Here is a 25,351-nt window from a genome sequence, read left to right as displayed (position 1 = left end):
GATATTTCTAACAGGAGAGCGACATCATGACGTTGAAATCAATTTTGGCTGCCATTGTTCTTTGCCCGGCATTGCTTGTGTCTGTCGATAGTTTCGCCGAGGATGCCAAACCGGCAAATCCTCTCGATAACGTTCCCGAAAAAATGAATTTCGATATTCCGTATGGCACTCCCATTTCCCTGGAACGCGCAACAGCAGCCATTGCCGCAGTCGTTGCAGAAGCGAAAAAGCGCGGATGGAAAATGAATGTCGCGGTGGTCGACTCCGGAGCCAATCTGGTGGCTTTTCAGCGCATGGATGGAGCCCAGCTGGCATCGATCCAGATCTCTGAGCACAAGGCACGGGCCTCAGCGACCTTTCGCCGCGAAACGAAAGTGTTCGAGAACGCGATCCAGGTGAACAACATGCCCTACGTTGCAACGCTGGATGGTGCCATCGGCTCGCGCGGCGGTATTCCGCTGGTCGAGGACGGGAAGCTCATCGGAGCGATCGGCTGCTCGGGCGGAACCGGTTCGCAGGACGAGGTGGTCTGCAAGGTTGGCGCGGCAATGTTCAAGTAAGCGCGTCCCGCCCCGTTGAAAAAGGAAGCTGCAGGGTGTTGTACCGTACAGAGGAATATTTCCGGGACTTATAACCTTGCAGCCGTTGAACCGTGATCGGAACGGTAGACCATTTGAGCCGAAAGGAACTTCGCTATGAAAAGGCAATTCAAGTTTTCGGTGGCCATTCTTTGCATACTGACTACATTGCTATCCGGTTGCTATTTTCCGGGTGAAGGGTGGCGTCATGATGGTGATCGGGGAGGCGATCATGATGGTGACAGAGGCGGTGAGCGGGGCGGTGACCGCGGAGATCATAGATAAGCAAGCAGGATTTAAGGCGGCACTTGCGTCAAGCAAGTTAGGGCAGCCCTCCATACTGTCATGTGCTGCTGACTGGATTTGGAAAATGACGTCGGATTTTTGTGAACTGTTGCAGTTTTTCACGCTGCCTGAATCAGGGTAATATGCACAGTACTTGGCAAACGTACTGAAAAGTACGGGCGCAAAGTCTCCGGCCTAAGGGAAACTATGGTAGCGGGACTGCGGCATGGGTATTCATTCCTGTGCCTCTCTCTTCCTCTGACAGCCGAAGCAAACGAGTGACCTCCCAGCACCAGTTCAAGTGCGTTGGTTGCCCTACGCTGTTGTTGATGGAAGAAGTCAATATGAACAAGAAATTGCACTTCAAAAACAGACTGCCCGCCCACCCAACCTGTGACAATTGTGTCCACACGTTCAGAAAAAAAGGCGGGCATGGTATCGTTGTATGCGTTCCCCATTTGAAAGATATGCCCGGCCATAATTCATCGGTCTGTGAATTGTATTCAATGAAAAACAAGACGCATTAGATGCCCCGGGTTTCGGGTGAGATCACGCGGGCAATGAGTATCATTTAACCTATCCCGCACTAAAACGCCGAAACAACCGTGCTATTCTTTGAGAACCGCGCTACCGCAACATCCCCGCGCGGCTCTCGCGAGTGCCTTTCCGGCTTGCCCGGCCTTCAACGAAACGTGCACAACCATGAGCAGCCGCGACAACGCACTCTGGCAGCAATGCTGGCGTGACCAAAAAACCGACTTTCATCAGCAAGAAGTCAACCGGCTTCTCACCCGCTTCTGGCGCGGCCTCGATCTTGCTCAAGGCAGCAGGGTGTTCGTTCCGTTGTGCGGCAAGAGTCTGGACATGATCTGGCTGGCGCAGCAGGGGTATGAAGTGATCGGCCTGGAGCTGAGTCCTGTCGCAGTGCGCGCATTCTTCCGCGAGAATCACATGCAGCCGAACAGGCGGAAAGTCGGGCAATTCACCCTGTGGCAATCCGGCAGGATCAGCATCCTCTGTGGCGACTACTTTTCGGTAAGCCGGGCTGATCTGGGGTGTATCGATGTCGTCTATGATCGGGCAGCGCTCACTGCACTGCCGGAAGACATACGCAGGCTCTATGTCGCCCACCTCAAATTGATCCTTCCGGCAGCCTGCAAAGTGTTCCTGTTAACCGTAGAGGATGCAGATGAAAGCGAGACGCGGGAAGTGACACTGGGTGCATCCGCGGAGATCACTGCGTTATATTCGGAAGCCTTCGAAATTGAGCTGGCTCACGTTGAAAGCATTTTAGAATCTGACCCGGATCGCGGCGAGGGGATCGCAAGATGTTCCGAGCACAAGGTATACCGGCTCATCCCAAAACAAGGTTGCCATGAACAACACGAAGCCGATCCCTGTACATCCTCCGTGTGCAATAATTAACGCAGGCGGGCTGCTGCGTCATATGGAAGTTCCGCTGCCCCATCTTCGACCTTACTGAGAATGCCGATCAAAATCGGCTACTGCCCAAATGATTGAAGTCTCGCTTGAACTCGAACTCGATTCTTTCCTGGTCAACAGCATGGGAAAATCCGAGGATACATCGAGTCAGAATTCAGCCAGGGCACTGAAACTTTCGTGCGAGAAGATCGCTTCAGTACGACTGCTGACCGAAAACAAGCCGAGTGCTGATTTTGAGTTCCTGGCCACCGCGAGCAAGCACGATACCCAGGCTGTATCCGACAGCGAATTCGAAGACAAGCTCTTTGCCTACCTGAAGACGCACATGGCGGTCGACACTTCCAGGGTCAATATTGCCTCCGGATCTGCAGGTTATATCGCGGCTCAAAAAGGGACCAACAGCGGAGAAATTGGTCGGGTATACGTCACCGAGTTGCCAAACCAGAGCAGCCTGGATCTTGAGTTGGTCTTCAAACCGGATGAGTTCGACGCCGCCTGGGAACTGATGACTCAGGAAAAAGTCCGCAGGGTGATCGCGACCCTGGTGTGTTTCAAACTGACGCCCGGTGCTTATTTGGGACAAAACAATAATCTGTTTGTTGCGGGCGTTCTGTCCTGTTCGATGCAGTTCGCGCCGAACAACTAGTACAAAAGACGCCGGGGATCAGTCACACTTCCCCGGGGCTTCGTTAGTGAATGGAGAAATCATGTCTATCCAGAACAAATTCCTGCTGGATCCCGCAAGGGCGGTGCTGGTCGTTATCGATGTGCAGGAAAAACTCTGCGCAGCCATGGATCAAAATGCGCTGCAGCAATTGGCCAAAAACACCGGCATCCTGCTGGAAAGCGCGAACGAACTGGCAGTCCCGGTGATCTTCACCGAACAGTATGTCAAAGGGCTGGGGCCGACATTGGCTGAACTGAAGAGCAGAGCACCTGCTGCGTCCTGTCATGAAAAGATGACTTTCAGTTGCTGCGGCAACGGCGCGTTCATCGAACAACTGAAACAAAGCGGCAGGACACAGATCATTGTCACCGGCATGGAGACACATGTGTGCGTACTGCAGACCGTCATCAATCTGCTGGATGACGGATTCAAAGTCCATCTCGTCAAGGATGCAGTGATGAGCCGCAGCAGCGACAACAAGCAGACCGCGATCGAAGCCATGATGCTGGCCGGGGCCGTGCCCACCTGCACCGAGGCCGTCGTGTTTCAGTTGTTGAAGATCGCCGGCACCGAGTCGTTCAGGAAGCTCTCGAAACTGGTCAAATGAGGGTGACGGCGATATCCGCCAGATTGGGCAGGCCGGTTTGTTCAAAGACAAGGAGACCATGATGCCATTCATCATCACATCAACATCTTTCCAGCACAACGGCGCGATTCCCGCGCGCCATACCTGCGACGGGGACAACATCTCACCGCCGCTGATCTGGGGTGGCGTGCCGGCCAGCGCAAAGAGCCTGGTTCTGATTGTCGACGACCCGGACGCGCCCGATCCCAAAGCGCCCAAGCGGACCTGGGTGCACTGGGTGTTGTACAACATTCCGACGCACACGCACGGCTTGCCCGAAGGCATCGCCGCCGCCGCGCTCCCGCCGGGTACCCTGCAGGGCAAGAACGACTGGCAGCAGACCGGCTACGGTGGCCCGTGTCCACCGATAGGGAATCACCGCTACTTCCACAAACTGTTTGCGCTCGATACCGTGCTGCCGGATTTGAAGTCGCCCACCAAGGCCGCACTGGAAGCTGCGATGCAGGGCCACATCATCAGCCACACCGAACTGGTCGGCCTCTACCAGCGGCCGCATTGACGTCGATGCACGCAGAGGAAATCGAAAACCTGGGTGCTGAATTATTGCCAGTCAGCGCAGCAGCCACTTTAGCAACCACCTCTGGATGATCCCGCCGTAGGGCGGGTACATGAACTTCATCGAGTTTAGTCGGCCCTTGCTCATGATTGCCTTCGCTTTTGACAGAGTCAGGAAGCCCTCATGGCCGTGGTACTGGCCCATCCCGGAATGGCCGATGCCGCCGAAAGGCAGGTCGTCGACGCCGACCTGGATCAGCGCTTCATTGATGCACATCGAGCCGGAATGGGTGTGTGTCGTCACATGGTCCTGCAACGCCCGGTCATGCGTGAACAGATACAGTGCCAACGGACGCGGATGCCGGTTCACATAGTCCAGCGCCTCTTGCATGCTGTCATAGGGCAAGACCGGCAATATCGGCCCGAACAATTCCTTCTGCATGATCGTCATCTCGTCCGTCACCTGCGTTACCAGATGCAGGGGCATGCGGAAGGTACCGTCGTTGACGGCCTCGTCGCTCACCTTTTCTATGCGCGCGCCCTTCGCTGCGGCGTCCTTCAGCCAATGCTGCAGCAACTCATGGGCGCGCGCATTCACCACGCTGGTGTAATCCGCATTGCCGTTGATCGTGGGGTACATCCTGTTGAACGTGGCCTTGTAAAGACGGATGAAAGATTCGAGTTTGCCGCGCGGGACCATCACGTAATCGGGTGCCACGCAGGTCTGCCCGCCATTCAGCGATTTGGCGAAGCACAGGCGGTCCATGATGTTTTCCAGCGGAATGTCGTCGGCGATGATGGCCGGCGATTTGCCGCCCAGTTCCAGCGTGACCGGGGTCAGGTTCTCCGCCGCCGCGCGCATCACCAGCTTGCCGATCGGTGTGGAGCCGGTGAACAGCAGATGGTCGAACGGAAGCTTCGCGAACGCGGCACCGAAATCCGCCTCGCCGGTCACCACTGCAATGTGGTCTTCTGCAAAGCCCTTGCGCAGCATCTCTTCGATCAGCGCGGCAGTCCTCGGCGTTAGCTCCGACATCTTGATCATCACCCGGTTGCCTGCCGCAAGTGCAGTCACCAGCGGCACCATGGAAAGATTTACGGGATAGTTGAACGGCGAGATGATGCCGACCACGCCCAGCGGCTGGTAGAACACGCGGGCGGCGGCGGGCAGGAAATGAAGGCCCACGCTGCGGCTGCCCGGCTGCATCCAGCGGCGCAGGTGCTTCAGCGAATAGTCGATGTGATGCACGGCAGGCATGATCTCGGCGATCAGCGATTCATCGACGGAATGCGACGTGAAATCGGCGCTGATCGCTTCGGCAATGGAGTACCGGTGTTCCAGCAGCAAGCTCTTGAGCGTCGAAAGATGCCGTCGGCGTTCGTCCAGGGTTGGCATCGGGGATCGGGCATAAGCCGCCTTTTGCTGCGCGAAGATGGATTCCATCCGCGCCAGAGCGGCTTGGGACGATGCGGTTGCGGAGACGGGTGGCGTCATGGCGATCTTTCTTCTGCAATCGGAAGCTGGATGAGCCATGCTATTCTGACATGACAGCAATGCTTGCGGTCGCAGTAAATGCAGTCTCATTTCACCTTGAACGTGCGCTGTAACACAGAAGCTTTGGGACGCAGGTGCATAATCGCGGCGTAGCCATGCTGAATACCTCGTGCAGGCGGGGAATTCCAGGCACACTGTTTAACTTTCCTGAAACACATTAAGGAGATTCAACGTGAAACGTATTCTGATTGCTGCGGCAATAGCCGTTTTTACCATCAACATCCCGGTCGCCGCCGCCGACGTTGGCGTTTCCGTCAGCGTTGGCCAGCCCAACTTCTATGGCCGGATCGACATCGGCGACTTTCCTCAGCCACAAGTGATGTTTGCCCAGCCGGTGATCATCGAGCGGGGACCGATGCGCCCGCCGATCTATCTGCACGTGCCTCCCAACCATGCCAGACATTGGAGCAGGCACTGCGGTGAATACAACGCCTGCGGCGAGCGCGTCTTTTTTGTACAGGACAACTGGTACAACCGTGAATACGTTCCGCGTTACCAGGAACGGCATGGCAATCGCCATGACGGCGGCCGCAATGAACGCCGAGATGATGGCCGTGATGAAGGCCGTGGCAACCAGGGAAACGACCAACGCGGCAGGGGAAGAGGCAATGACGAAGGCCGTGGCCGCGATCACTAAAGGGGGTCGGTAGGTAATCGGGCTCTGGCCAGGCCGACCTGCGGCTTGGCCGATTTGCGTTTAATCAATGCTGTCACTTATGTATCCGGAACGAACTGATGACTGACTCACAATGGTTCATGTTCGTAGGCGGACTATTGCTGTTCATGGGCCTCACCGCTTCCATCCTGAAACGTTCGGTGGTTACCTCCGCCATCATCTACCTGGCAGTGGGCGTGCTGGTCGGGCCGACCGCGCTCAATCTGTTTCATTTCAACCCTCTCAAGGAATCGGCGCTGCTGGAAGTGCTGACCGAAGTCGCGGTATTGATCTCCCTGTTTTCTGCCGGCGTCAAAATGCCGGTACCGTTCACCTTTGCCCGCTGGCGTGCGCCTATCATGCTGGCGACGGTATCCATGACCATCACGGTCGCGGCGGTCGCTGCTTTTGCCTACTATGCGCTGAATCTGCCATTGGGAGCGGGCGTACTGCTGGGCGCGATCGTCGCGCCGACCGATCCGGTGCTGGCAACCGATGTGCAGATCCGCCATCCCGGAGACCATGACCAATTGCGCTTCACCATCACCTGCGAGGCCGGCATGAACGACGGCAGCGCGTTCCCGTTTGTGATGCTGGGGATGGGAATGCTGGGCTTGCATGAAATCGGCGATTACGGAATCAACTGGCTATTGCTGGATGTGCTATGGGCTACCCTGTCGGGCATCGCCATCGGCGTTGTCGCGGGTGTGGCGCTCGCGCGTCTGGGCTGGAAACTGCGCAGCAAGCCGCACAAACACGAACTGATGGACGACTTCCTTGGCCTCGGTCTGATCGGCGTCGTATACGGGCTGACGACGCTGGTTAACGGCTGGGGATTCCTCGCGGTATTCTTTGCCGCCGTCGCACTGCGCCAGACCGAATTGAAACTGGCCAAAACAGCCCAGGTAGCCTTTGACAGCAGCAAAACCCAGCAATCCGCACGCGCTGCCGGAAAGGCGCAAGCCGAACTGGAACCGCCGGAAACCGTCAGCGAAGGATCTCTGGTATTCAAAGAACATCTGGAAAGACTATCCGAAGTGATGCTGGTGCTATTGATCGGCGGATCGCTGTATCTGAACTCGTGGACCTGGGAAGCGGTGTGGTTGGCGCTGTTCCTGTTCGTGATTGCACGTCCGGTCAGTGTCATCGTCGGCCTGCTGGGCACGAACACGAGCTGGCGCATACGCGGCATGACGGGCTGGTTCGGCGTGCGCGGGATCGGTTCCCTCTACTACCTGATGTATGCGATAGAGAACGGCTTGCCGGAAGCGCTGTCGCTGCAATTGATACAAATGACACTGATCGTCGTCACGCTCTCCATCCTTCTGCACGGCACCAGCGTCAAACCGTTAATGGGACTTTTCTGGCGGCGCGGCAAATAAAGATCCACAGCATGGATTACATACTGCAATGAAAAGCGAAGCTGATCCTTTGGCTATTGTGAAAAAGGAAGGGCATGTTGCCGAGAATGATTCGATGCTATCCCAACGGTTCATTTATGGGCGTTTTCCAGACGATCCAAGCGCCAGACTTAATCGCCGCAGGGTAGTCGCATTGAATTCGCGTGCTTGCGGACTCCATCGTTTCGTAATCTGATCAATCTCGGCCTGTAGCCTTGCTGCTGTGGCGGTGTCACCTATGGATAGGGCCCAAATGGCATACTGGGCGCGAGCTTCAAAACTTCCATGGCGATCCACTGCCGACTCGAAATTGGAACGCGCCTCGGTAGTCCGCCCCACTCCGGCATAAGAGCGGGCGAGCAGCAGCGAAACGGCCTCACGCCGGAATGCCTGATCGATACCCTGAATTGCCTCAAGATGCACGATCGCCTCTTCAAAGCGGCTGCACTCCACGAAGGCGCGGGCCGCGCCGAATCTGATTTCCAGTGAAGTCGAAAATGGTCCCTTAAGGCAGGTTTCATAGTTCTTTGCTGCCGCTTCATACAAACCCAATTCGAACTGGGCCTCCGCCAGGCGTATCTGGTTTTGCGCCGTCGGCAACTCTTCAAAAGCGGCCTGGGCGTCCCGCATTTCACCCTGGGGATTGAGTACTTTCGCCGCCGCGGTGACGGCGCGCCTGGCCCGGTGATCGAGACGAAAGCCCGGCAAGAAAATCGCAAAGAAATAAACCACGCTTCCCATCAGCGGAAACAGGAACAAGACGAGCAGCCAATAGATCGGTTGCCCGTTGCGAACGGCGTGTATGGCGAAAAAAGCGGCAATGATTACGTGAAGTCCAAGTCCGGCGAATGTTATATCCACATTAGTTCCTGCATTTTGATCTGGTTGATTTTCTTAATGGCGCAATTTGCCGGAACTCTGATGCCGGAATGTCCACAAGGTTCCCTTCCATGCATTTCCCGTTGGGATCGAAGCTGAACCTCATAGGCTGCACCGGATTGTCGCGGCAGGAAAACCCCCCGAAGATGGCCGTGCTTTTTGGCTTGCGAGGGAGTCGAATATCCGGAAGCGGAACCCTGAAAATTGACGGGGCGGCTGCCGGAAATAATTTGATGCTGGTCCGTGCTATTGATCATGCAGGGCGGAGTCAGAGGTGTGCCATCTGGTCGAGGCCGAACCAGATAACTGCGTAGTAGATGACCGCGAAGACCGCGTTGCTGACCGCCAGCGGCAGCCATATCCTGCGCATGTCGACGCCCAGCCAGCGCAGCGCCACCAGGATGGGCTCCTGACCGACCACGGCGCAGCCTATAGTGAGACCGCCCCAGACTCCCCACCTGTCGGCCAACGCCGTGCTCCTCGGCGTGCGCATCCGCGCAACCCACCGGCCGATGAAACCGATGTGCGTGCTCTCGCCGGCGAGCCAGGCGACGACAAGCCCTTCGAAGTAACCCGCCACGGCAACCACCGTCAGGAGTATCCACGGGTTGCAGTGCGCCGCGATGCCCACGCCGAGCGCCGCCGATGGCCCCAGTATCAGGTTGGGGGTCATCGACAGCCCGACGATGGAGAGCCATGTCCAGAAGCTCGTCATAAGGAAGGGGAATTTAATTTCATGAATCGGAGTATCCGTAACCGCAGTACTCCGGTCAACGTCAATGTTTTCCTTGGACTCAGGCAGAACATCCGAGTTGAATGCGGCGGTATCAAATCGACCCCGTTTTCCTGCAAGGAAACACAAGCATTGTTCGAGGGGGCAAGTCCCCGACGCTTTTGCGCCATCCGGACGGTAGCCGAGCGCAAGCTCGGCACACCTTATTACTCGCACTGGGTATCTATCAATGCGAAAATGTAAGCGATGTTCCTTTAGCTCACCACGTCGCTTATCCACATCCAGCCATCATGCCCTACACCCAGTCCAGAACCGAAACCATCAACGTGCGCGGCTTGAGTTATTGCGTCCGGCATTGGGGCTCGCCCGACGCGCCGACCGTATTCTTTTTGCACGGCTGGATGGACTCTTCGCCCACGTTCCAGTTTGTCGTGGATGCGCTCAAACAATCGTGGCACATCATCGCGCCGGACTGGCGCGGCTACGGTGCATCGCAATGGCTGGCGAGACCTTACTGGTTCCATGATTACTATGCAGACCTCGATTGCCTGCAGGAACACTACTCGGGCGACAAGCCGGTGCGCATCGTCGGCCACAGCATGGGTGCCAACATCGCCAGCATGTATGCGGGAGTGCGCCCCGAGCGAGTCGCACAGCTCGCGATGCTCGATTTCATCGGCATGAAGCTGGAAGCGGATATCGACGCACCGGCCGCGATGGCAAAGTGGATCAACGCCATTCGGGAGCAGCCGACACCGCGGATCTACGCGGATCATGCAGCATTGGCACGGCGCCTGATGCTGGCCAATCCCCGCCTGGATATCAAGAAAGCGACCTTCCTGTCCCACGTGGTAAGCCGCATGCGCCCTGACGGCCAGGTCGAGATGGCCTGCGATCCCTGGCACAGGATCCCGTCGCCGATCCCTTACCGGATCGAGGATTCCAAGGCGACCTGGCGCAAGATCGAGGCGCCCGTTCTGATGTTGGTGGCAGATAAAGGCTATGTGTACGATCGCCTGGGCAACGACCCGGATGAATATCGCGACCGAATCGGAAGTTTCACAAACGTGCAGGTTGTCACCATCACCGATGCGGGCCACAATGTTCAGCACGACCAGCCCGAGCAGGTCGCATCAGCACTGGAAGCATTCCTGCATAGAGACTAGCCTGGTAAAGGGAAGTGCTGAATAAATCAGCGCGTCCACAATCGTTCAGAAAAGGAAGTAATAACAATTATGTCCAAACAAGAAACAAGCGAAACTGAAGTAACGCTCGCGCTCTCCGAAAAAGAAATGGACGAGCTCGACAGCTTCCTGATGTCCGACGCCACGACAAATGAAGTCATGCTGCTGGATTGCCTGGATGGATTTCTAACTGCCCTCATTTCCGGCCCGGCAATGCCAACGCCAGGCGAATGGATCCCGCGCGTATGGGGCCCCACAGCAGCAGATGCGCCGACATTTGCTTCCGGGGCGCAGGCAGAAAGAATCACTGGCCTGATGACGCGCCACTTGAATGCAATCGGCTGGAGCCTGCACCAGGAGCCGGAACATTTCGAGCCCGTGTTCGACATGCAAGTCTATGAAGGCGACGAGCACGAATACATGGACGGTGAAATGTGGGCACACGGCTACATGATCGGCATCGATATGCAGCGCGACAGCTGGAAAGCCTTATTCGAATCCAGTCACGGCCCAGTGGCATTGCGGCCAATCTACCTGCTGGGTGCAGCGGAAGTCACCGAGGCAGAAGAGGAACTGGTAAAAACACCGGCTCAGCGCGAAGAGCTTTCAAAACAGATCCCGGCGAGCGTCGGCTGGATATACAAATTCTGGGCACCGCAACGTCGTGCAGCAGACAGCGCCAGTGGCAAAACCCCTGAAAATGAAAATCCAAAAATAAGCCGCAATACACCTTGCCCTTGCGGCAGCGGCAGAAAGTACAAGAAGTGCTGCGGGGCAACTCAATCAGGTTGAAGCCTGAGGAGGTTTAGCCGGAGCTAGTTCGCGCGTCCAATTGGCGAACGATGTTTTTCTGAAACTAAAGCCCCACTATCGCCGCCGCCGGATCGGTAATGCGTACCATATTCAATATCTGCATGCCCTGGATTGCGTCAGGATCATATTTGACCATCATTGCATGGTGATGCGTATGAGAATCGAATTGCGCGCAATCGACCCCTAGACTCCCCTCCACAATTCTTTCCAAGGCCATCCTGTCTTGCGCATCCAGCTTGGGATGTACATAGATCAACATATCTGCAGTGTTCATGATTTTCTCCTTGCGTTGATGAGAAGCTGCGACAGCAAAACAAAATTGCGTGGCATCCTCAGCCGGCCCAGCCGAACGAGGGATCGCTCGCATTGGGAGGAACGGGCACGCCCGCCAAACGTGACCCCTGGCTGACGGGCCCTTTCGGGAACAGCTCGTAAAGATAGCGACGCCCGCCTTCATCCGCAAAATCCTGCGCCAGCATTTGCATTACGATGCGCGTATTTTTCGGACGTCCCTGCTCGCGATACAGGTTTCGCAGCGCATGGATTACGTGCCAATGCGCCTCGGTGAGCTCCCCGATCCCCTCGTCAAGCGCCAGTTGTTTTGCGATGAGCGGAGACCAATGTTCAAGGTCGTACATATGACCTTCAGGATCAAAGCGGCCATTCGCCTGTTCATTAAGAGCGTGATTGATATCGAGCATGGTGATCTCCTTCTATTGATCTTGCAGAAAACGATCCATCGAAACTCAGGTGAGTTTGCTGGTTCATTCATCCAGCGGCATGCGAAGTGGCGCGATCTTTCCAGGCGATCAATTCGGGATCGGCCAACGCCATCGTAAATGCCATTGCCTTCGCAGCCCGAAAACAGGCGGCGGCGGATTCACTGGAAAACGGTTGGGGAACATTGGGATTCTTCATGATTACTCCTCGTTAAATCTCGAGGGGCATTCCGTCGTCGGACGGGACGGCGGGCGCCGTATCGGGAAATCATTGTCATATAGCCGACTGACGCTGTCAACTATGGCTCTCCTGTAAATATCAGCTTTGGCAGCAGGCCATATCCGCCAATGGTCAATCTATTCAGCTACTTGAATTTACTCCCTTCTCCCGCAGGCGGGAGAAGGGTTGGGGATGAGGGGTGGTGGGCTGAATCAAAACGGTTTTCAACTCAACAGCGGGATTTCGCAAGGCAATGTGCGCTGCAGCACAGAAGCTTTGGCTTGCAAGCACATAATCGCGGCACAGCTTTTCTGAAACGCATGACCGGGGCCGCGATCACCAAGAGGCCAGTTTGCATAATTGAAAATATCATGCCGGCGTGCGCACAAAGAGACTGACGGATCTGGTTGCTGAAAAAACTCGATCCTGCTCCTTTATTACATGACTCTGTATTGCTTTGTTCATTTATTCATAGGAGCCAGCCATGAAAGCATTGGAACGCGTACCACTATTGTCGGCAGTCACCTTCATTGCGGTAAGCGTTCTTTGCATGCAACCGGTGTGGGCAGAGGAATCGATTTCAACCACTGGTGCAGGCGCAGTCAATTTACGCAATATTCAAATCGACAGTGACCACTCCGTAGTAATTCTGGAAGCGGCCAACCAAATCGTCGTGGTCCCCGAAGCATACACAGGTAAACCGCTATACAGCATCGCGGACAAAATAATTTATGAACGGATGGTCAACAGAATTGCTCGGATCTATGGTGTGGAGAGCGCGCTGCTGCATGCGGTGATTTCGGTTGAGTCGCGCTACCGGCCCGCGGCGATTTCCAGGGCTGGAGCAATAGGACTGATGCAATTGATGCCGGAGACCGCCAAGCGTTATGGCGTTGTCGATCCGCTTGACCCGATGCAAAACGTGCGCGGTGGCGCAAGATACCTGCGCTACCTGCTGAAGAAGTACCACAATGACAGAAATCTGGCACTCGCCGCTTACAATGCTGGCGAGGCATCGGTTGCGAAATATGGCAACCAGATCCCGCCTTATCCGGAAACAACAGACTATGTGCCGCGAGTGATGGAATATTATCGAAGGTATCTGGTAAAGGGCTGAGTACCCAAGAGTATCGTTTTAACCCTGTCGTTTAATTATTCCCACGGAAGACCTCAATGTGTTTTTGTGCTGCGGCAAGTTTTACAGCGGGAGCCGTTCTGTCCCTTATCGGCGTGGCTACCCTGAGATTGACAAAGCGCAGGGAGGAATTGTTCTTTGCGATGATTCCGCTCTTGTTCGGATTGCAGCAATTCATCGAGGGCCTGCTATGGTTGTCATTTCAGTTTGAAGGAAAGTTCCTCAACGTTGTCATGACGTATGCGTTCGTATTGTTCTCGCACGTCCTGTGGCCCGTATTTGTCCCGTTCTCCATCGGACACATGGAAACAGTTCCGTGGCGCAAAAAAGTGATCCGGGGATTTCAACTGACAGGCGTTGCGGTCGCCGCCTACCTACTCTATTTCATCGTTCACTATCCGATCACCTCAGAGATCCGCGAACATATCGTTTACGTATTCCCGCATTTTCATATCCCGCCCGTCCTGGCTTTGTATATCGCTGCCACCTGTGTGAGCGCGCTCTTTTCCAGCCAGCGTATCGTCGTTCTTTTTGGTGTGCTGGCTTTTGTCCTGTTTGTGGTGGCGTTCTGGTTCTACTACGTCGCGTTTTTTTCTGTGTGGTGTTTTTTTGCCGCGATACTCAGCGTAGTGATCTATCTGCATTTTCAGTTCAGGCATGTGCAGAGGTCATTCATGCAGTCGCTCATCGCATAATTGCCGATTACAAGGGGGCTGCCCCTTTGGCCCCAATCGTTCTGAATTACAAAAACAAAGCTGCCGAAACACCAAATCGCTCAGCCAAAGCTTTCACCTGACGAGCATTAAACCCGCGCCGACCAGAGAGCAACTCGGACACCATACCCTGGCTACCCAGTTCGGGTAGATCGACCTGACGCAAACCATCGCGCTGCATCAGGTAACGTAGCGCATCCGCACCGGTTGCGGCGGCCGGCACCTTGTCTTTGGCCTCGTATTCGGCAACCAGATCGCCGAGGTATTCAACCAGACGCGCGAGCGGATGCTTTTCATCCGCGCCGCCCGCATCGATCGCCGCGTCCAGCGCCTCTACCAACAGTGCATACTCCTTTGCATTGCGCGCAGGTTGCAACAGCGGTGCAACGAAGCCCCAATGCTGTATTGCTGTTTTAGCTCGTGCGTTCATTTCAAACCTACCCGGCCGTATTACTTACGCGGCTACGTGTTGGTCCGGCTCCACCGAAAGTTTCATGCCTACCGCCTTCAGCACGGCGAGCAGCGTTTTTAGCGTCGGGTTACCATTGGCCGAGAGAGTGCGATACAGCGATTCGCGACTGATACCGGCCTCTGCGGCAACCGCACCTAATCCGCCATATGCCTCGGCAACGGTGCGCAGTGCAAGTAGACCGGCTGCGCGATCATCGGGATCATCGAGAGATTCCATGGCGGCTTTGAGATATTCGACAGCCAGTTTGTGATCTGCGCGCAGCTCGGCTACTTCGCGTTCGTGGTGTGATACCGCAGCTTTAATTTTCTTGCTCATGTTTGCCTCCGCTTCCAATCTTGCCAATATTCCTTGGCGGTCTTGATATCTGCCGTTTACGATTTCTTGGTGCCACCGCACAGTAAGATGACGACTGTCTGGCCATGCCGACCGAAGTACACCCGATACCCTGCACCAAGGTGCTCGCGCAATTCCAGCACGCCATCACCTACCGGATCACAGTCTCCAAAATTGCCGGCCTCCAGTCGTTTGAGGCGGACGCGAATCTTGGCCTGCGCTTGCTTGTCTCGTAGCGACTGCAACCAAGCGGTTATTGGCTCTGTGCCATCTTCAGTCTGGTATCGGAAGACTTCGATCATGGGCATAATGTAGCTTATAAGCTACTGACAATCAAGCAGGCTTATGGGTGACGGCCTCGATGGATGGAGATCAATGTAGTCTCCTTGATTATTGATTTGTCGGTACGGATCAAATGTGAACAGAGGGCGTGCTAGAAAGCCCGACGGATTAGGTTCCTGAAAACAATCCGAACCCGACTCCTTTGGCTATATTCCTTTGCTTTGCTATCCTTCGTGTACCAGCCGACGTTGGCGGTCGATTTTTTCAGGGCGCCTCTAATAATTCAAAGTTCTGATGGAACTACTAGCCAATCCACTAAGCCAGCAAGCAGGCAAGTGGCTGGTTATAAGCAAGACAAGGCGCGAGCAAAAAATTGCGACGCGGCATATGCGGTCATGACACGGTGCGGCGGAGCCGTCTGGTGCGGGAATGACCGCTGGCGTCATCTCCCGCAAACGGCTGCTTTGCAGTAACGTGTCGATGGCGCTATATGTAAGGAGCAATTTTTTGTGAGCAACGTAGTATTGCGACAAAACGCAGTTTCAGTGAAGACTAATCTTTAGGTTATGTCGTAACTAAAATTTGGATTATTAGGGGTGCCCTTCATTGAGTTCGGGAGAATGCATGCGTATTGGCTACTTGCTGTTGGGATTGATTTTGTCCGCTTGCGGGGGAGGGAGCGTTGGGTCGCCGGTAAGTAGCAGTCCGGTTATGGATTTCAGTGTGAGCACAACACCAGCCAACTCAACGCTGAGTACGCCTTTCATGGGGCATACCAAGGTGATGGTGGGTTTCTCGGGGAGCAGCACTTCTGGCGACTCGGCACCTTTCGACATGCAGTACCAATATCTCAATTCAGGCAGCTTCAGTACCTACGACCACGCAGGGTGCTTGAATGGCACGGTGCCCGTGTCATCATGCTCCTGGTGGGGAGCCTGGCAGGAGAATGTCCCGCAACGCGGTTTGTTCGCGACGCGCTTTATTGCCACGGCCAAGGCACGCACCTGGAACTCCGTGTCTCGTCCGCAAATTCCATATTTCACCTATTACATGGTGTTGCCCGCTTCCGGGCTGAGCGAAGGGCCATCTCCCACCGGAGAAACGGCTGCGCTGAACGACCAGACGTTTTTGACCACCTATTTCGACGATTGGCGTTTCCTGTTGCAGACAATTGGCAACGAACAAGTCATGCTGCACATCGAGCCCGACCTGTTCGGATACCTGAAAGCCAGAGCCGCAGCGACAACGGGCCTACCCAGCGCAATTCCCGCCAAGGTGACGCTAAGCAACCCGACCGACTGCGGCACGGGGTTCACCGACGATGCCGCCGGCTATGCCAAGTGCATGATCCACATGGTGCGCGTCTATGCGCCCAACGCCAAGGTGGGCTTGCATTTCTCACCCTGGACCTATACCAATGCGGGTGATGCCGCGTCGTGGGCCAGCTTCATGCTCGCCATGGGCGCTGATCAGGGCGACTTTCTGGTGGCAGACTCCACCGACCGCGACGCCGATTGGTACCTCCTCGTGCAAGGGCAGCCGGGGCATGACTGGGATGTCACCAAGATGACCGCCTTCTTGCAATGGACGAAAGATGTTTCGACGGCCGTGGGCAAGCCATTCTTTCTCTGGCAACTGCCACTGGGCAATTCCTACCAGAACGACACCTACCAACACTACAAAGACCAACGCGTGGAACTGCTTTTTTCCCATATCGCAGAAGTGCGTGATGCCCATGTGGCGGGCATGCTGTTTGGTAGCGGCGAAACTGCGCAAACCAATGTGGAGTCGGATGGAGGTCTGCTGATTGGAAAGACAAAGCAGCACTACATCAGCCGTGGCGGCGACTAGTTCACTGAGTCCAAGTGATGGGGCGGTTGGCGTTGCCAGACCTTGAGAAGAATTAAAGGGGCTAGGCTCAATATGGTTTCCCGAAAAATCAAATCGAGCTCTTTGGCTTTACTGGCCCATTTAACTGGTTGACATATTACGCGCAGCGTAATACTGTGCGCGTTATGATCAAGTTGTTTTCCTGCAAGGAAACACAAGCATTGTTCGAGGGTGGAAGCCCTCGACGCTTCCGCGCCATCCAGACGGTAGCCGAGCAAGCTGGCACAACTGGACGCAGCCGCCACGCTGGATTTCATGCGCGCGCCGCCGGGTAATCGTCTGGAAGCCTTGCAGGGGAACCGCAAAGGACAATGGAGTATCCGCGTCAACGACCAATGGCGTATTTGCTTCACGTTCAAGAACGGCGACGTCTTCGATGTCGAGATCGACGATTACCACTAAGGAGGTCAACATGGCTAAGAACAAAATGCGCCCGGTACATCCTGGAGAAGTACTGCGCGAGGAATACCTCGTGCCGATGGGAATGAGCGTGCATGCACTGTCTCAGGCATTGCGCGTGCCTGCCACCCGCCTGCATGAGATCGTGAAAGAGCGACGCTCGGTTACGCCGGATACCGCACTTCGACTGGCACGCTATTTTGGTACCGATGCGCAATCGTGGCTTAACCTGCAAATGAGTTATGACTTGAAGATTGCCGAAGCAGAACTAAAAGACAAGATTGAAAAAGAAGTTGAGAAGATGGCTGCGTAGGAATTTGAGCACTGTCACCGATTATTTCGATGAAAAGCCCGAGGGTTTTGGTCGCTGGAAAAAACTCGAGCCTGGCCCGTTTATTTCCGTCGCCGGCACCTTTGGTTCAAGCCAAGGCAGCTTGGCAACAAAACTTCAACTTCTCTCCAGATCCACATGGACATTCGTCGTATGCCTTCAGATTTAGCCGTCTTACTTCCGCTTCCAACATTGCACGGCTCCGCTTTCGCCAGCCTGCAATACGTTGGTCAGAATTGCGGAGATCACCCCAAATAGAAGGAATCAATACGGAGCCTGAATTGCGAGGAATAAAGAGACCTGACAATTGGTCACGCGCCCGCTGGAGTACAGATGAAGGAAGAGCTTGATGAAGCCCTGCATTAATCGCGGTAACAATTTGACCACCATCATCAGCAGCAAGGCGTTGTGCAATTTCTCGACGAAAATTTTCCCCTACGGCTGACTCACGAAACTTCAATATTTCTAAGAGTAAACTGGGCTCTTGAATAATGATTTCACCAACATCTGAATCGTATTTTCCAGTCAAAACATAGCTAGCTGCGCTATCAGCCCATTCTGAACTTGCAGCGGCAGAAAAAGCGACACTAGCCAGTTTTTCGCTGCCAAAAATCATCCGGGTTGAACTAGCTTGAATGTGCTGACAGATGATGCCATTACTTATTACTCCCGCGAGTCTAAGAGTCGGAAATGACAACCACCGGGGTACAGAATTCCTTGGCGTACCGAGGCTCATACCAAGCATGCGGCGGATAGAAGGGTTCATTAGCGCACTACGAATTTTCGGCGTTAGAGAATCTGTCAGCTTTGCATCAGATGCATCTAGGACAGTTGACTCAAGGAGTTGAAAGAGTTGATTGGCTTCATTTTCCTTGCCTATCACTGGTAAGAGTTGTCTGCGGATACGTTCAGATATACCTATCGTCGTAAATTCACCTAACGAACTGGCGTTTGAGCCAAGGCTGATTGCGCCCAGTGAGCCAACCTGCGATGCCTCGTCGGAAAAAATGATTGCTGGTGCGGCTGGCGGAATTACTAAGCGAAGTGAGCCGCTAGTGACAAAAATCCAGAAAGCATCAGAGCCTAGTAGTTCGTGTACACGAGCTAAATGGTCTATTGATATACAAACTATATCGAAACAAATTAAACCAACGACAATATCATGGAGAGCGGAGTAATTATTAAGCACGACCTCTCCATCAACATAGCCTTCTCCAACAATCATCTGATGAGAAGCTCCAGTAGAGGTTTGAATAATCATTGTATGGGAAGTATCCCACTTACCCGGTGGTAAAAGGTCGGCAATAAAATAGAGACTCTTGCGAACAGAAGTTACTTCACTATCCTTGTATGCGGCCAAAGAATTTTGATTAGGGAGAGTGTCAGCTATCATCTCCAACACTTGAAGTGCATCTCGATGATCCGCAACTTCGGGAACGTAAAGTATGCGTCGAACCGATTCGGGCAGGCCAAACAGTTTTTCAGATGTCACGACGAAATGAGGTCCGGTACCAAATAACGGGCGGGCAGCTGAACTTTTCAGAAGACTACTGAGTACATAATCGTCACGCAAACCGTATCCAAGAAACAACACACTTGAATTTTCAAAAATTGTACGAATTGCGTTCAAATAGTCATTATTGTTTTGAATAGTTTCGTAATCCCTTTCAGAGAAAATCATAGTTTCAACTGAACTGCAAGAACCATGAAGTTTGCACACAAATGGTGAGCGCTCATGCATTAACTGCGGCAGACGTTCGAGATCAGAACGCTGGACCGTTAAAAGTTCTGGCATATTATGCTCCAGAGCCTCATCAACATTAGTTGTTACTAAGCTTACGTTTGGGAGATTGCGCAGTGCTCTTATTAATCGGAGGTATATACCATTGCTAGTTTTAGGCCGAAACTGATCCGACAACATGGTGAAGTAACGTGGCTGGTTGGCAAGTCGCATTTGCTCAAAAAACTCGGGAAATTTGCCTTCTTTAAGCAATAGAGCAGAAGTGATCTTGTTATAACTGTGTTCCTCCCGTGAATATGTCGAATGCATCTTGGCAGCTAGATCTTGCCATAGTGGATAGCCTGCCCAAGCACTAGCACCAGCACCAATCCATATTATGAGGGGGCGAGTTGGATTTTGTACTGCAGCTATAAGAGAGTTGAGTGCCTCGGCAGTTTCTTGATTATCGCTGAACAAATTGGCTCCTAGCTTATTAACTCATAACAATGCAATGTGCCTTGTTTCGACCTTCAGCAATATTTATTGGATGCTAAATGGCAGCGCATTGCAGTCATCATCCATCTAAATATTATTTACCTGCTTCTTATAAAGTCTATCCAAAGCTAACTAAACAATGTGCCTGTTCACTCAAACCTCAACCCCTTCAACTTAGTCTCAACCACCTTCCCTGCTCTCGCCCTCGCACCAAAGTAATCCTTCAACTCTTTCCCGCCAATGTGCAACTGCTGCACCTTGCTGCCCGCGGTGCCGCTCAAGGTCACCGCCGGTTGATTGACGACCGTGCAGGCCGTCAGTTCGTCGCCTTCTTTCAGGTCGATCAGCATCATGCCTTTGCCGCCGCCTTGCAGCAGTTTCAGTTCGGAGAGCACGAACACCAGCAGCCTTGCGTTCTTGCTCAGCACGGCGACGAGTGAGTTCTGCGTCGGGGCCAGGATGACGGGCGGCAGGATGGTGTCTTCTTTCACGCTGATGAACTGTTTGCCCGCCTTGTTGCGACCGACCATGTCGCCGAGGAAGCAGGGGAAGCCGTAACCGGCGCTGGTGGAGATGAGTACGGGGGTTTCGGTCTTGCCGCAGAAGGCGTGCGCGATCCTGGCGCCGGGGGCGAGTTCGATGAAGGTGGCCAGCGGTGCGCCGTCGCCGCGGCCGGAGGGCAGCGCGGAGACGGGGATGCTGCACACTCGGCCGTTGCTGCAGATGACGATGCACTGGTCGGTGGTGCGGCATTCATAGGTGGCGGCGATGCTGTCGCCGTCCTTGAAGGCGATGCTGCTGGCGTCGATGCCGTGGCCCAGTCTTGTGCGCACCCAGAAGCGTTGCGAGATGAACACCGTCACGGGCTCGTCGCTCACTTGAGCGGTCACTTTGGTGACTTGCGCTTCTTCGATCAGCGTGCGGCGCTCGTCGCCATAGGTCTTGGCATCGGCTTCGATCTCGCTCACCACCAGTTCGCGCAGCGCATCTTCGCTATCGAGTACGCGCTTCAGTTCTTTGGCTTCGGCCTTCAGCGCCTTGATCTCTTTCTCGATCTTGATGCCTTCCAGACGCGCCAACTGGCGCAGACGGATTTCCAGGATGTCTTCGGCCTGCCGTTCAGAAAGCTCGAAGTGCGCCATCAAGTCTTCTTTGGGATTGTCCGAGCCACGGATCAGCGCGATCACTTCGTCGATGTTCAGGTAAACGATCATGCGCCCGGCCAAGATGTGCAGGCGGTCGTTGACCTGGTCAAGTCGGTGTCCGCAACGGCGCGTGACGGTGCGCAGGCGGAACTCCACCCACTCGCGCAGCACCTGCGTCAGCGACTTTTGTTGCGGGCGTCCGTCCAGGCCGATCATGGTGAGGTTGACCGACACCGAGTTCTGCAGGCTGGTGTGGGTGAGCAGCACCGCCATCATGTCGTCCGGATTCAGCTTCGATGTCTTGGGCTGGAACACCAGACGGATCTTTTGCGATTTGTCCGATTCGTCTGCCACCGCATCCAGCACCGAGAGGATGAGCTGCTTGTTCTGCACCTGTTCCGGCGTGAGCGATTTCTTGTTGGCCTTGACCTTGGGGTTGGTCAGATCGTCGATCTCTTCCAGCACCTTCTGCGCCGAGACGCCGTGCGGAAATTCGCTCACAACCACCTGCCACTGGCCGCGCGCCAGTTGCTCCACCGTCCAGCGTGCGCGCATCTTCAGCGAGCCGCGTCCCGTGGTGTAGGCATCGCGGATGTCCGCGTCGGACGAGATGATCTGTCCGCCGCCGGGGAAGTCCGGGCCGCTGATGTAAGACAGCAGCTTGTCGTCCTTGAGGTTAGGGTTCTTCGCCAGCGCGACTGCGGCCTTGGCGACTTCTTTCAAGTTATGCGAAGGAATCTCGGTCGCCATACCCACCGCAATGCCGGATGCGCCGTTCAGCAACACCATAGGCAAACGTGCAGGCAGCATCGCCGGCTCCTGGAATGCGCCGTCGTAGTTGGGGATGAAATCCACCGTGCCCATGTCCAGCTCGGACAACAGCAGATCGGCGATCGGCGTAAGCCGCGCCTCGGTGTAGCGCATCGCCGCCGCGTTGTCGCCATCGCGCGAACCAAAGTTGCCCTGGCCATCCACCAACGGATACCGCATCGCAAAATCCTGCGCCAGCCGCACCATCGCCTCATACGCGGAAGAGTCGCCATGCGGATGGTATTTACCCAGTACATCGCCCACCACGCGTGCCGACTTCACATGCTTGTTGCCGTGCGTCAGGCCCATGCGCAGCATGGAGAACAGGATGCGCCGCTGCACGGGCTTCTGTCCGTCGCAGACTTCGGGGAGTGCGCGGCCTTTGACGACGGAGACGGCGTATTCAAGATAGGCGCGTTCGGCATAATCGGCGATGAGGACTTCGTCGCTGTCGGGGAGCTTGGCGAGGGGCGCGAATTCGCGCTTGCCGCTGGAGCTGGATTCAGCGGGGGCGGGGGCTTCGATTTCGGGTGTGTCTTGTGGTTCGTTTTCGTTCATGGTTGTTCGTTGTTGGTGCGGTTATTAATGTTCACTTCACTGTTTCTAACTCCTTCCCCCTCACAGGGGGAAGGCGGGGATGGGGGTGAATTTCGAGCTAACCGGCGCTCCAAGTTTCTACCCCCCCACCCTAACCCTCCCCCTGCATGGGGGAGGGAATGTCGGTGTTGGGTGTGCTTTTTAGCTTCTCCACTATTACTTCAAGCACCCCGTCCAGATTTTCCAGCACTTCGTTGTTCCAGAAGCGCACTACTTGCCAGCCCTGTTGGTTCAAATAGCCGCTCCTGGTGTCATCGTAAGTTTTCTGGTCCTGGTGCTGTCCGCCATCCAGTTCGATCACCAGCATTCTTTCCACACACGCAAAGTCCGCAATATAAGCGCCTATCGCGTGCTGGCGTCGGAAGCTGCAGCCTTCAAGTTGTTTTCCCCGGATCGCGCTCCAAAGCCTGCGCTCAACATCGGTCATGTTGCTGCGCAGCGACCTCGCTCTTGCGGTTGTGATCGGAAGAATCCTTCTCCTGTCCGGCATCGAAGCCTGCCCTCCTTATCTCTCCTTCCCCTTCTCAGGGGGAAGGCCGGGATGGGGGTGAATATCGAGCTATCCGATGCTCCAGTTTCTACCCCCACCCTAACCCTCCCCCTGCATGGGGGAGGGGATGGTGTTGTATCAAATATCCACCTCAACCTCATTCCCGTGATACTCCAGCCACGCCCTGCGGGTCGAAGCCTCCTGCTTGCCCATCAGCATGTTGAAGATCCCCATCGTGGATTTGAACGAAGCCAGATCCGCCTTCACACACAGCGCACGCCGTGTATCCGGATTCAGCGTTGTATCCCACAGCTGTTCCGGACTCATCTCGCCCAAGCCTTTAAATCGCGAGATCGACCAGCTGCCTTCGCGGACTTTTTCCTTGCGCAACCGGTCGAGGATGCCGTTCATCTCGGCTTCGTTCAGCGCATAGACCTTGCTCGCCTGCTTCTTGCCATGTGCAGGCACATCAATGCGGAACAGCGGCGGTTGCGCGATGTAGATCTTGCCCGCTTCGACCACCTTGTAGAAATGTCGGTAGAACAGCGTGAGCAGCAGCGTGGAGATGTGCGAACCGTCCACGTCGGCATCGGCCATGATCAGGATGGCGTTGTAGCGCAGGCCGGAGAGGTCGACGGTATCCGTCGGCGCATGCGGGTCGACGCCGATGGCGACGGCGATGTCGTGGATCTCGTTGTTGGCGAACAGGCGGTCTTTCTCCACCTCGAAGGTGTTTAGCACTTTGCCGCGCAGTGGCAGCACGGCCTGGAATTCCTTGTTGCGTCCCTGCTTGGCAGAACCGCCGGCGGAATCGCCCTCGACCAGGAACAGTTCGGTGCGGGTGGAATCGCTGGAGCTGCAATCGGTGAGCTTGCCGGGCAGCACGGCGACGCTGGAGCCTTTTTTCTTTTCGACTTTCTGTGCCGAGCGCAAACGCGCCTGCGCCTGCTGGATGGCGAGTTCGACGATCTTCTTTCCGTCGTCGATGTGCTCGTTCAGCCACAGGTCGAGCGGGTCCTTGATCATGGAAGAAACCAGGCGCAGCGCTTCGCGCGACACCAGTTTCTCTTTGGTCTGGCCCTGGAATTGCGGGTCCAGCACTTTGGCGGAGAGCACGAAGCTGGAACGCGAGAACACGTCTTCCGCCACCAGCTTCACGCCTTTGGGCAGCAGGCCGTGCAATTCGGCGAACGATTTCACCGAATTGAAAATACCTTCGCGCAGGCCGGACTCATGCGTACCGCCGGAGGGAGTGGGGATCAGGTTGACGTAGGATTCGCGCACCACGTTGCCTTCGGCGCTCCATGTTAGCGCCCAGGTGGCGCCTTCGCCTTCGGCAAAGCCGCTGTTGTCGTCCTTGCGCGCGAATTTTTCCTGCAACAGGATGGGCGTGGTCAGTTCGAATTCGGAAAGCGATTCCGCCAGATAGCCGCGCAGGCCGTCGGCATAGGTCCACGATTTGGTCTCGCCGGTCTTTTCCAGATTCAGCGTGATGGTAACGCCGGGCAGCAGCACGGCCTTCGAGCGCAGCGAGTGCTCGAACTGTGCGAGGTTGACGTTGGGTGCGTCGAAATATTTTGGGTTGGGCCAGGCGCGTACGGAAGTGCCGGTCTTGGTCTTGGGGCAAGAGGCGGTCTTCTTCAGCGGCGCTTCGGCGACGCCTTCGATGAAACGCAACTCGTGCTGCCCGCCGTCGCGGAATACCGTGACTTCCACTATCTTCGACAGTGCATTGGTCACCGCCACGCCCACGCCGTGCAGGCCACCGGCGAATTGGTAGGCACCACCTTTTTCCTTGTCGAACTTGCCGCCCGAGTGCAGCACGGTGAAGGCGACCTCGACCACCGAGCGGCCTTCTTCCTTGTGGATGCCCACCGGGATGCCGCGTCCGTCGTCAGAGACAGAGATCGAGCCATCGCTGTGTGCCGTGACGACGATGTTCTTCGCGTATCCCGCGAGCGCTTCGTCGCAGGCGTTATCCACTACCTCGGCGATGATGTGGTTGGGCGATTCCAGGTTGGTATACATGCCGGGGCGTTGCCGCACCGGCTCCAGACCGCGTAAGACTTTGAAACTTGCTTCGTTGTAAGTAGCCATTATCTGATTGATTGGTAACTGGTATTTCCGTAATAGGGCGCCTTTGGGCGGCCTATTTTACCGGACAGAGTAACAGAGAGACGAGTCCCCTTCGCTATTGTTGGCATAACCGGTCGTCGGTTTGATCCTCAGGGCGCGCTTGTATTTGGTGCGCATCGAAAGCAAGAAAG

General features: G+C 55.3%; 30 protein-coding genes and 1 riboswitch. Of the genes, 16 read left to right on the top strand and 14 right to left on the bottom strand.

The window, feature by feature from the left end; translation table 11 throughout:
- Positions 1 to 26 precede the first annotated feature (26 nt).
- The 6 genes from QOY30_RS16760 to QOY30_RS16735 all read left to right on the top strand — a co-directional run bounded on the left by QOY30_RS16760 (position 27) and on the right by QOY30_RS16735 (position 4,118).
- A complete protein-coding gene (locus QOY30_RS16760; protein WP_283745764.1) occupies positions 27 to 560 on the top strand; it encodes a GlcG/HbpS family heme-binding protein in 534 nt (177 codons plus the stop codon).
- A gap of 226 nt (positions 561 to 786) precedes the next feature.
- Positions 787 to 1,005 (top strand): hypothetical protein, encoded by a 219-nt coding sequence (locus QOY30_RS16755; RefSeq protein WP_283745763.1) that lies wholly within the window; start codon positions 787 to 789, stop codon positions 1,003 to 1,005.
- Positions 1,006 to 1,009: 4 nt separating this feature from the next.
- Positions 1,010 to 1,090, top strand: a riboswitch (cyclic di-GMP riboswitch).
- Between the two features lie 475 nt (positions 1,091 to 1,565).
- Positions 1,566 to 2,288, top strand: a complete 723-nt coding sequence (locus tag QOY30_RS16750; protein ID WP_283745762.1) for a thiopurine S-methyltransferase — start codon at positions 1,566 to 1,568, stop codon at positions 2,286 to 2,288.
- An 88-nt stretch (positions 2,289 to 2,376) separates the two neighbouring features.
- Positions 2,377 to 2,952 carry a hypothetical protein gene (locus tag QOY30_RS16745; RefSeq protein WP_283745761.1) on the top strand — a complete coding sequence of 192 codons (576 nt, stop codon included), beginning with the start codon at positions 2,377 to 2,379 and terminating at the stop codon, positions 2,950 to 2,952.
- Between the two features lie 61 nt (positions 2,953 to 3,013).
- Positions 3,014 to 3,580: a hydrolase gene (locus QOY30_RS16740; protein WP_283745760.1), complete on the top strand. Its 567-nt coding sequence runs from the start codon at positions 3,014 to 3,016 to the stop codon at positions 3,578 to 3,580.
- A 61-nt stretch (positions 3,581 to 3,641) separates the two neighbouring features.
- Complete coding sequence (locus tag QOY30_RS16735) at positions 3,642 to 4,118, top strand: YbhB/YbcL family Raf kinase inhibitor-like protein (RefSeq protein ID WP_283746079.1); 477 nt, start codon at positions 3,642 to 3,644, stop codon at positions 4,116 to 4,118.
- Positions 4,119 to 4,169: 51 nt separating this feature from the next.
- On the opposite strand, the gene QOY30_RS16730 is transcribed toward QOY30_RS16735, so the two are convergent.
- The gene (locus QOY30_RS16730) at positions 4,170 to 5,648 is read right to left on the bottom strand and encodes a coniferyl aldehyde dehydrogenase (RefSeq protein ID WP_283745759.1); all 1,479 of its coding nucleotides are present in this window, start codon (positions 5,646 to 5,648) and stop codon (positions 4,170 to 4,172) included.
- A gap of 193 nt (positions 5,649 to 5,841) precedes the next feature.
- Between QOY30_RS16730 and QOY30_RS16725 the strand changes: the two genes are divergently transcribed.
- On the top strand, positions 5,842 to 6,306 hold the full coding sequence (locus tag QOY30_RS16725; RefSeq protein ID WP_283745758.1) for a hypothetical protein: 465 nt from the start codon (positions 5,842 to 5,844) through the stop codon (positions 6,304 to 6,306).
- Positions 6,307 to 6,404: 98 nt separating this feature from the next.
- Positions 6,405 to 7,706 (top strand): cation:proton antiporter, encoded by a 1,302-nt coding sequence (locus QOY30_RS16720; protein ID WP_283745757.1) that lies wholly within the window; start codon positions 6,405 to 6,407, stop codon positions 7,704 to 7,706.
- 114 nt (positions 7,707 to 7,820) lie between these two features.
- Here QOY30_RS16720 and QOY30_RS16715 read toward each other — a convergent pair whose 3' ends face one another.
- A complete protein-coding gene (locus tag QOY30_RS16715; RefSeq protein ID WP_283745756.1) occupies positions 7,821 to 8,585 on the bottom strand; it encodes a hypothetical protein in 765 nt (254 codons plus the stop codon).
- Between the two features lie 286 nt (positions 8,586 to 8,871).
- The gene (locus tag QOY30_RS16710) at positions 8,872 to 9,276 is read right to left on the bottom strand and encodes a hypothetical protein (protein ID WP_283745755.1); all 405 of its coding nucleotides are present in this window, start codon (positions 9,274 to 9,276) and stop codon (positions 8,872 to 8,874) included.
- Positions 9,277 to 9,339: 63 nt separating this feature from the next.
- Between QOY30_RS16710 and QOY30_RS16705 the strand changes: the two genes are divergently transcribed.
- From QOY30_RS16705 to QOY30_RS16695, 3 genes are all read left to right on the top strand, one after another.
- On the top strand, positions 9,340 to 9,579 hold the full coding sequence (locus QOY30_RS16705; RefSeq protein WP_283745754.1) for a hypothetical protein: 240 nt from the start codon (positions 9,340 to 9,342) through the stop codon (positions 9,577 to 9,579).
- A 47-nt stretch (positions 9,580 to 9,626) separates the two neighbouring features.
- Complete coding sequence (locus QOY30_RS16700) at positions 9,627 to 10,502, top strand: alpha/beta fold hydrolase (protein WP_283745753.1); 876 nt, start codon at positions 9,627 to 9,629, stop codon at positions 10,500 to 10,502.
- A gap of 69 nt (positions 10,503 to 10,571) precedes the next feature.
- Positions 10,572 to 11,312: a UPF0149 family protein gene (locus tag QOY30_RS16695; RefSeq protein WP_283745752.1), complete on the top strand. Its 741-nt coding sequence runs from the start codon at positions 10,572 to 10,574 to the stop codon at positions 11,310 to 11,312.
- A gap of 64 nt (positions 11,313 to 11,376) precedes the next feature.
- On the opposite strand, the gene QOY30_RS16690 is transcribed toward QOY30_RS16695, so the two are convergent.
- The 3 genes from QOY30_RS16690 to QOY30_RS16680 all read right to left on the bottom strand — a co-directional run bounded on the left by QOY30_RS16690 (position 11,377) and on the right by QOY30_RS16680 (position 12,251).
- On the bottom strand, positions 11,377 to 11,607 hold the full coding sequence (locus QOY30_RS16690; RefSeq protein WP_283745751.1) for a hypothetical protein: 231 nt from the start codon (positions 11,605 to 11,607) through the stop codon (positions 11,377 to 11,379).
- 58 nt (positions 11,608 to 11,665) lie between these two features.
- Positions 11,666 to 12,034, bottom strand: a complete 369-nt coding sequence (locus QOY30_RS16685; protein ID WP_283745750.1) for a TusE/DsrC/DsvC family sulfur relay protein — start codon at positions 12,032 to 12,034, stop codon at positions 11,666 to 11,668.
- Positions 12,035 to 12,101: 67 nt separating this feature from the next.
- Complete coding sequence (locus QOY30_RS16680; protein WP_283745749.1) at positions 12,102 to 12,251, bottom strand: hypothetical protein; 150 nt, start codon at positions 12,249 to 12,251, stop codon at positions 12,102 to 12,104.
- A gap of 505 nt (positions 12,252 to 12,756) precedes the next feature.
- Here QOY30_RS16680 and QOY30_RS16675 point away from each other — a divergent pair.
- The gene (locus QOY30_RS16675) at positions 12,757 to 13,389 is read left to right on the top strand and encodes a lytic transglycosylase domain-containing protein (protein WP_283745748.1); all 633 of its coding nucleotides are present in this window, start codon (positions 12,757 to 12,759) and stop codon (positions 13,387 to 13,389) included.
- A gap of 56 nt (positions 13,390 to 13,445) precedes the next feature.
- Positions 13,446 to 14,102, top strand: a complete 657-nt coding sequence (locus QOY30_RS16670) for a DUF6629 family protein (RefSeq protein WP_283745747.1) — start codon at positions 13,446 to 13,448, stop codon at positions 14,100 to 14,102.
- A 46-nt stretch (positions 14,103 to 14,148) separates the two neighbouring features.
- Here the strand turns inward: QOY30_RS16670 and QOY30_RS16665 are convergent, their stop codons facing one another.
- From QOY30_RS16665 to QOY30_RS16655, 3 genes are read right to left on the bottom strand one after another with little or no spacing between them, the layout of a single operon-like run.
- Complete coding sequence (locus tag QOY30_RS16665; protein WP_283745746.1) at positions 14,149 to 14,550, bottom strand: helix-turn-helix domain-containing protein; 402 nt, start codon at positions 14,548 to 14,550, stop codon at positions 14,149 to 14,151.
- A 24-nt stretch (positions 14,551 to 14,574) separates the two neighbouring features.
- A complete protein-coding gene (locus QOY30_RS16660) occupies positions 14,575 to 14,907 on the bottom strand; it encodes an addiction module antidote protein (protein WP_283745745.1) in 333 nt (110 codons plus the stop codon).
- Between the two features lie 56 nt (positions 14,908 to 14,963).
- Complete coding sequence (locus QOY30_RS16655) at positions 14,964 to 15,227, bottom strand: type II toxin-antitoxin system RelE/ParE family toxin (protein ID WP_283745744.1); 264 nt, start codon at positions 15,225 to 15,227, stop codon at positions 14,964 to 14,966.
- Between the two features lie 703 nt (positions 15,228 to 15,930).
- On the opposite strand from QOY30_RS16655, the gene QOY30_RS16650 reads away from it, so the two are divergent.
- Positions 15,931 to 17,058: a hypothetical protein gene (locus QOY30_RS16650; RefSeq protein WP_283745743.1), complete on the top strand. Its 1,128-nt coding sequence runs from the start codon at positions 15,931 to 15,933 to the stop codon at positions 17,056 to 17,058.
- Here the strand turns inward: QOY30_RS16650 and QOY30_RS18055 are convergent.
- Complete coding sequence (locus tag QOY30_RS18055; RefSeq protein WP_349496696.1) at positions 17,055 to 17,354, bottom strand: hypothetical protein; 300 nt, start codon at positions 17,352 to 17,354, stop codon at positions 17,055 to 17,057. The two genes, QOY30_RS16650 and QOY30_RS18055, sit on opposite strands and share 4 nt — an antisense overlap.
- Between QOY30_RS18055 and QOY30_RS18050 the strand changes: the two genes are divergently transcribed.
- Both QOY30_RS18050 and QOY30_RS16640 read left to right on the top strand, forming a co-directional pair.
- Positions 17,353 to 17,499: a type II toxin-antitoxin system RelE/ParE family toxin gene (locus QOY30_RS18050; protein ID WP_349496695.1), complete on the top strand. Its 147-nt coding sequence runs from the start codon at positions 17,353 to 17,355 to the stop codon at positions 17,497 to 17,499. The genes QOY30_RS18055 and QOY30_RS18050 overlap by 2 nt on opposite strands.
- Before the next feature lie 10 nt (positions 17,500 to 17,509).
- The gene (locus tag QOY30_RS16640; RefSeq protein ID WP_283745742.1) at positions 17,510 to 17,809 is read left to right on the top strand and encodes a HigA family addiction module antitoxin; all 300 of its coding nucleotides are present in this window, start codon (positions 17,510 to 17,512) and stop codon (positions 17,807 to 17,809) included.
- A 106-nt stretch (positions 17,810 to 17,915) separates the two neighbouring features.
- Here the strand turns inward: QOY30_RS16640 and QOY30_RS16635 are convergent, their stop codons facing one another.
- From QOY30_RS16635 to QOY30_RS16620, 4 genes are all read right to left on the bottom strand, one after another.
- Entirely contained in the window at positions 17,916 to 20,024 is a 2,109-nt protein-coding gene (locus tag QOY30_RS16635; protein ID WP_283745741.1) for an SIR2 family protein, read from the bottom strand.
- Between the two features lie 167 nt (positions 20,025 to 20,191).
- Positions 20,192 to 22,555, bottom strand: a complete 2,364-nt coding sequence (gene parC / locus QOY30_RS16630) for a DNA topoisomerase IV subunit A (RefSeq protein WP_283745740.1) — start codon at positions 22,553 to 22,555, stop codon at positions 20,192 to 20,194.
- Positions 22,556 to 22,685: 130 nt separating this feature from the next.
- Positions 22,686 to 23,084: an endonuclease domain-containing protein gene (locus QOY30_RS16625; protein WP_283745739.1), complete on the bottom strand. Its 399-nt coding sequence runs from the start codon at positions 23,082 to 23,084 to the stop codon at positions 22,686 to 22,688.
- 138 nt (positions 23,085 to 23,222) lie between these two features.
- Positions 23,223 to 25,181, bottom strand: a complete 1,959-nt coding sequence (locus QOY30_RS16620) for a DNA topoisomerase IV subunit B (RefSeq protein WP_283745738.1) — start codon at positions 25,179 to 25,181, stop codon at positions 23,223 to 23,225.
- Positions 25,182 to 25,351 lie beyond the last annotated feature (170 nt).

Source organism: Sideroxydans sp. CL21, from assembly GCF_902459525.1.
Classification (GTDB): Bacteria; Pseudomonadota; Gammaproteobacteria; order Burkholderiales; family Gallionellaceae; genus Sideroxyarcus.
The sequence above is the reverse complement of the archived record's forward strand: the minus strand, read 5'-3'. Positions and strand labels throughout refer to the sequence as shown.

Bases quoted from the DNA above. Each gene is read 5' to 3' on its own strand.
- QOY30_RS16760 (WP_283745764.1), top strand. From the start codon at position 27: ATGACGTTGAAATCAATTTTGGCTGCCATTGTTCTTTGCCCGGCATTG.
- QOY30_RS16755 (WP_283745763.1), top strand. From the start codon at position 787: ATGATGGTGATCGGGGAGGCGATCATGATGGTGACAGAGGCGGTGAGC.
- QOY30_RS16750 (WP_283745762.1), top strand. From the start codon at position 1,566: ATGAGCAGCCGCGACAACGCACTCTGGCAGCAATGCTGGCGTGACCAA.
- QOY30_RS16745 (WP_283745761.1), top strand. From the start codon at position 2,377: ATGATTGAAGTCTCGCTTGAACTCGAACTCGATTCTTTCCTGGTCAAC.
- QOY30_RS16740 (WP_283745760.1), top strand. From the start codon at position 3,014: ATGTCTATCCAGAACAAATTCCTGCTGGATCCCGCAAGGGCGGTGCTG.
- QOY30_RS16735 (WP_283746079.1), top strand. From the start codon at position 3,642: ATGCCATTCATCATCACATCAACATCTTTCCAGCACAACGGCGCGATT.
- QOY30_RS16730 (WP_283745759.1), bottom strand. From the start codon at position 5,648: ATGGCTCATCCAGCTTCCGATTGCAGAAGAAAGATCGCCATGACGCCA.
- QOY30_RS16720 (WP_283745757.1), top strand. From the start codon at position 6,405: ATGACTGACTCACAATGGTTCATGTTCGTAGGCGGACTATTGCTGTTC.
- QOY30_RS16710 (WP_283745755.1), bottom strand. From the start codon at position 9,276: ATGACCCCCAACCTGATACTGGGGCCATCGGCGGCGCTCGGCGTGGGC.
- QOY30_RS16705 (WP_283745754.1), top strand. From the start codon at position 9,340: ATGAATCGGAGTATCCGTAACCGCAGTACTCCGGTCAACGTCAATGTT.
- QOY30_RS16700 (WP_283745753.1), top strand. From the start codon at position 9,627: ATGCCCTACACCCAGTCCAGAACCGAAACCATCAACGTGCGCGGCTTG.
- QOY30_RS16695 (WP_283745752.1), top strand. From the start codon at position 10,572: ATGTCCAAACAAGAAACAAGCGAAACTGAAGTAACGCTCGCGCTCTCC.
- QOY30_RS16690 (WP_283745751.1), bottom strand. From the start codon at position 11,607: ATGAACACTGCAGATATGTTGATCTATGTACATCCCAAGCTGGATGCG.
- QOY30_RS16685 (WP_283745750.1), bottom strand. From the start codon at position 12,034: ATGCTCGATATCAATCACGCTCTTAATGAACAGGCGAATGGCCGCTTT.
- QOY30_RS16680 (WP_283745749.1), bottom strand. From the start codon at position 12,251: ATGAAGAATCCCAATGTTCCCCAACCGTTTTCCAGTGAATCCGCCGCC.
- QOY30_RS16675 (WP_283745748.1), top strand. From the start codon at position 12,757: ATGAAAGCATTGGAACGCGTACCACTATTGTCGGCAGTCACCTTCATT.
- QOY30_RS16670 (WP_283745747.1), top strand. From the start codon at position 13,446: ATGTGTTTTTGTGCTGCGGCAAGTTTTACAGCGGGAGCCGTTCTGTCC.
- QOY30_RS16665 (WP_283745746.1), bottom strand. From the start codon at position 14,550: ATGAACGCACGAGCTAAAACAGCAATACAGCATTGGGGCTTCGTTGCA.
- QOY30_RS16660 (WP_283745745.1), bottom strand. From the start codon at position 14,907: ATGAGCAAGAAAATTAAAGCTGCGGTATCACACCACGAACGCGAAGTA.
- QOY30_RS16655 (WP_283745744.1), bottom strand. From the start codon at position 15,227: ATGATCGAAGTCTTCCGATACCAGACTGAAGATGGCACAGAGCCAATA.
- QOY30_RS18050 (WP_349496695.1), top strand. From the start codon at position 17,353: ATGCGCGCGCCGCCGGGTAATCGTCTGGAAGCCTTGCAGGGGAACCGC.
- QOY30_RS18055 (WP_349496696.1), bottom strand. From the start codon at position 17,354: ATGAAATCCAGCGTGGCGGCTGCGTCCAGTTGTGCCAGCTTGCTCGGC.
- QOY30_RS16640 (WP_283745742.1), top strand. From the start codon at position 17,510: ATGGCTAAGAACAAAATGCGCCCGGTACATCCTGGAGAAGTACTGCGC.
- parC (WP_283745740.1), bottom strand. From the start codon at position 22,555: ATGAACGAAAACGAACCACAAGACACACCCGAAATCGAAGCCCCCGCC.
- QOY30_RS16625 (WP_283745739.1), bottom strand. From the start codon at position 23,084: ATGCCGGACAGGAGAAGGATTCTTCCGATCACAACCGCAAGAGCGAGG.
- QOY30_RS16620 (WP_283745738.1), bottom strand. From the start codon at position 25,181: ATGGCTACTTACAACGAAGCAAGTTTCAAAGTCTTACGCGGTCTGGAG.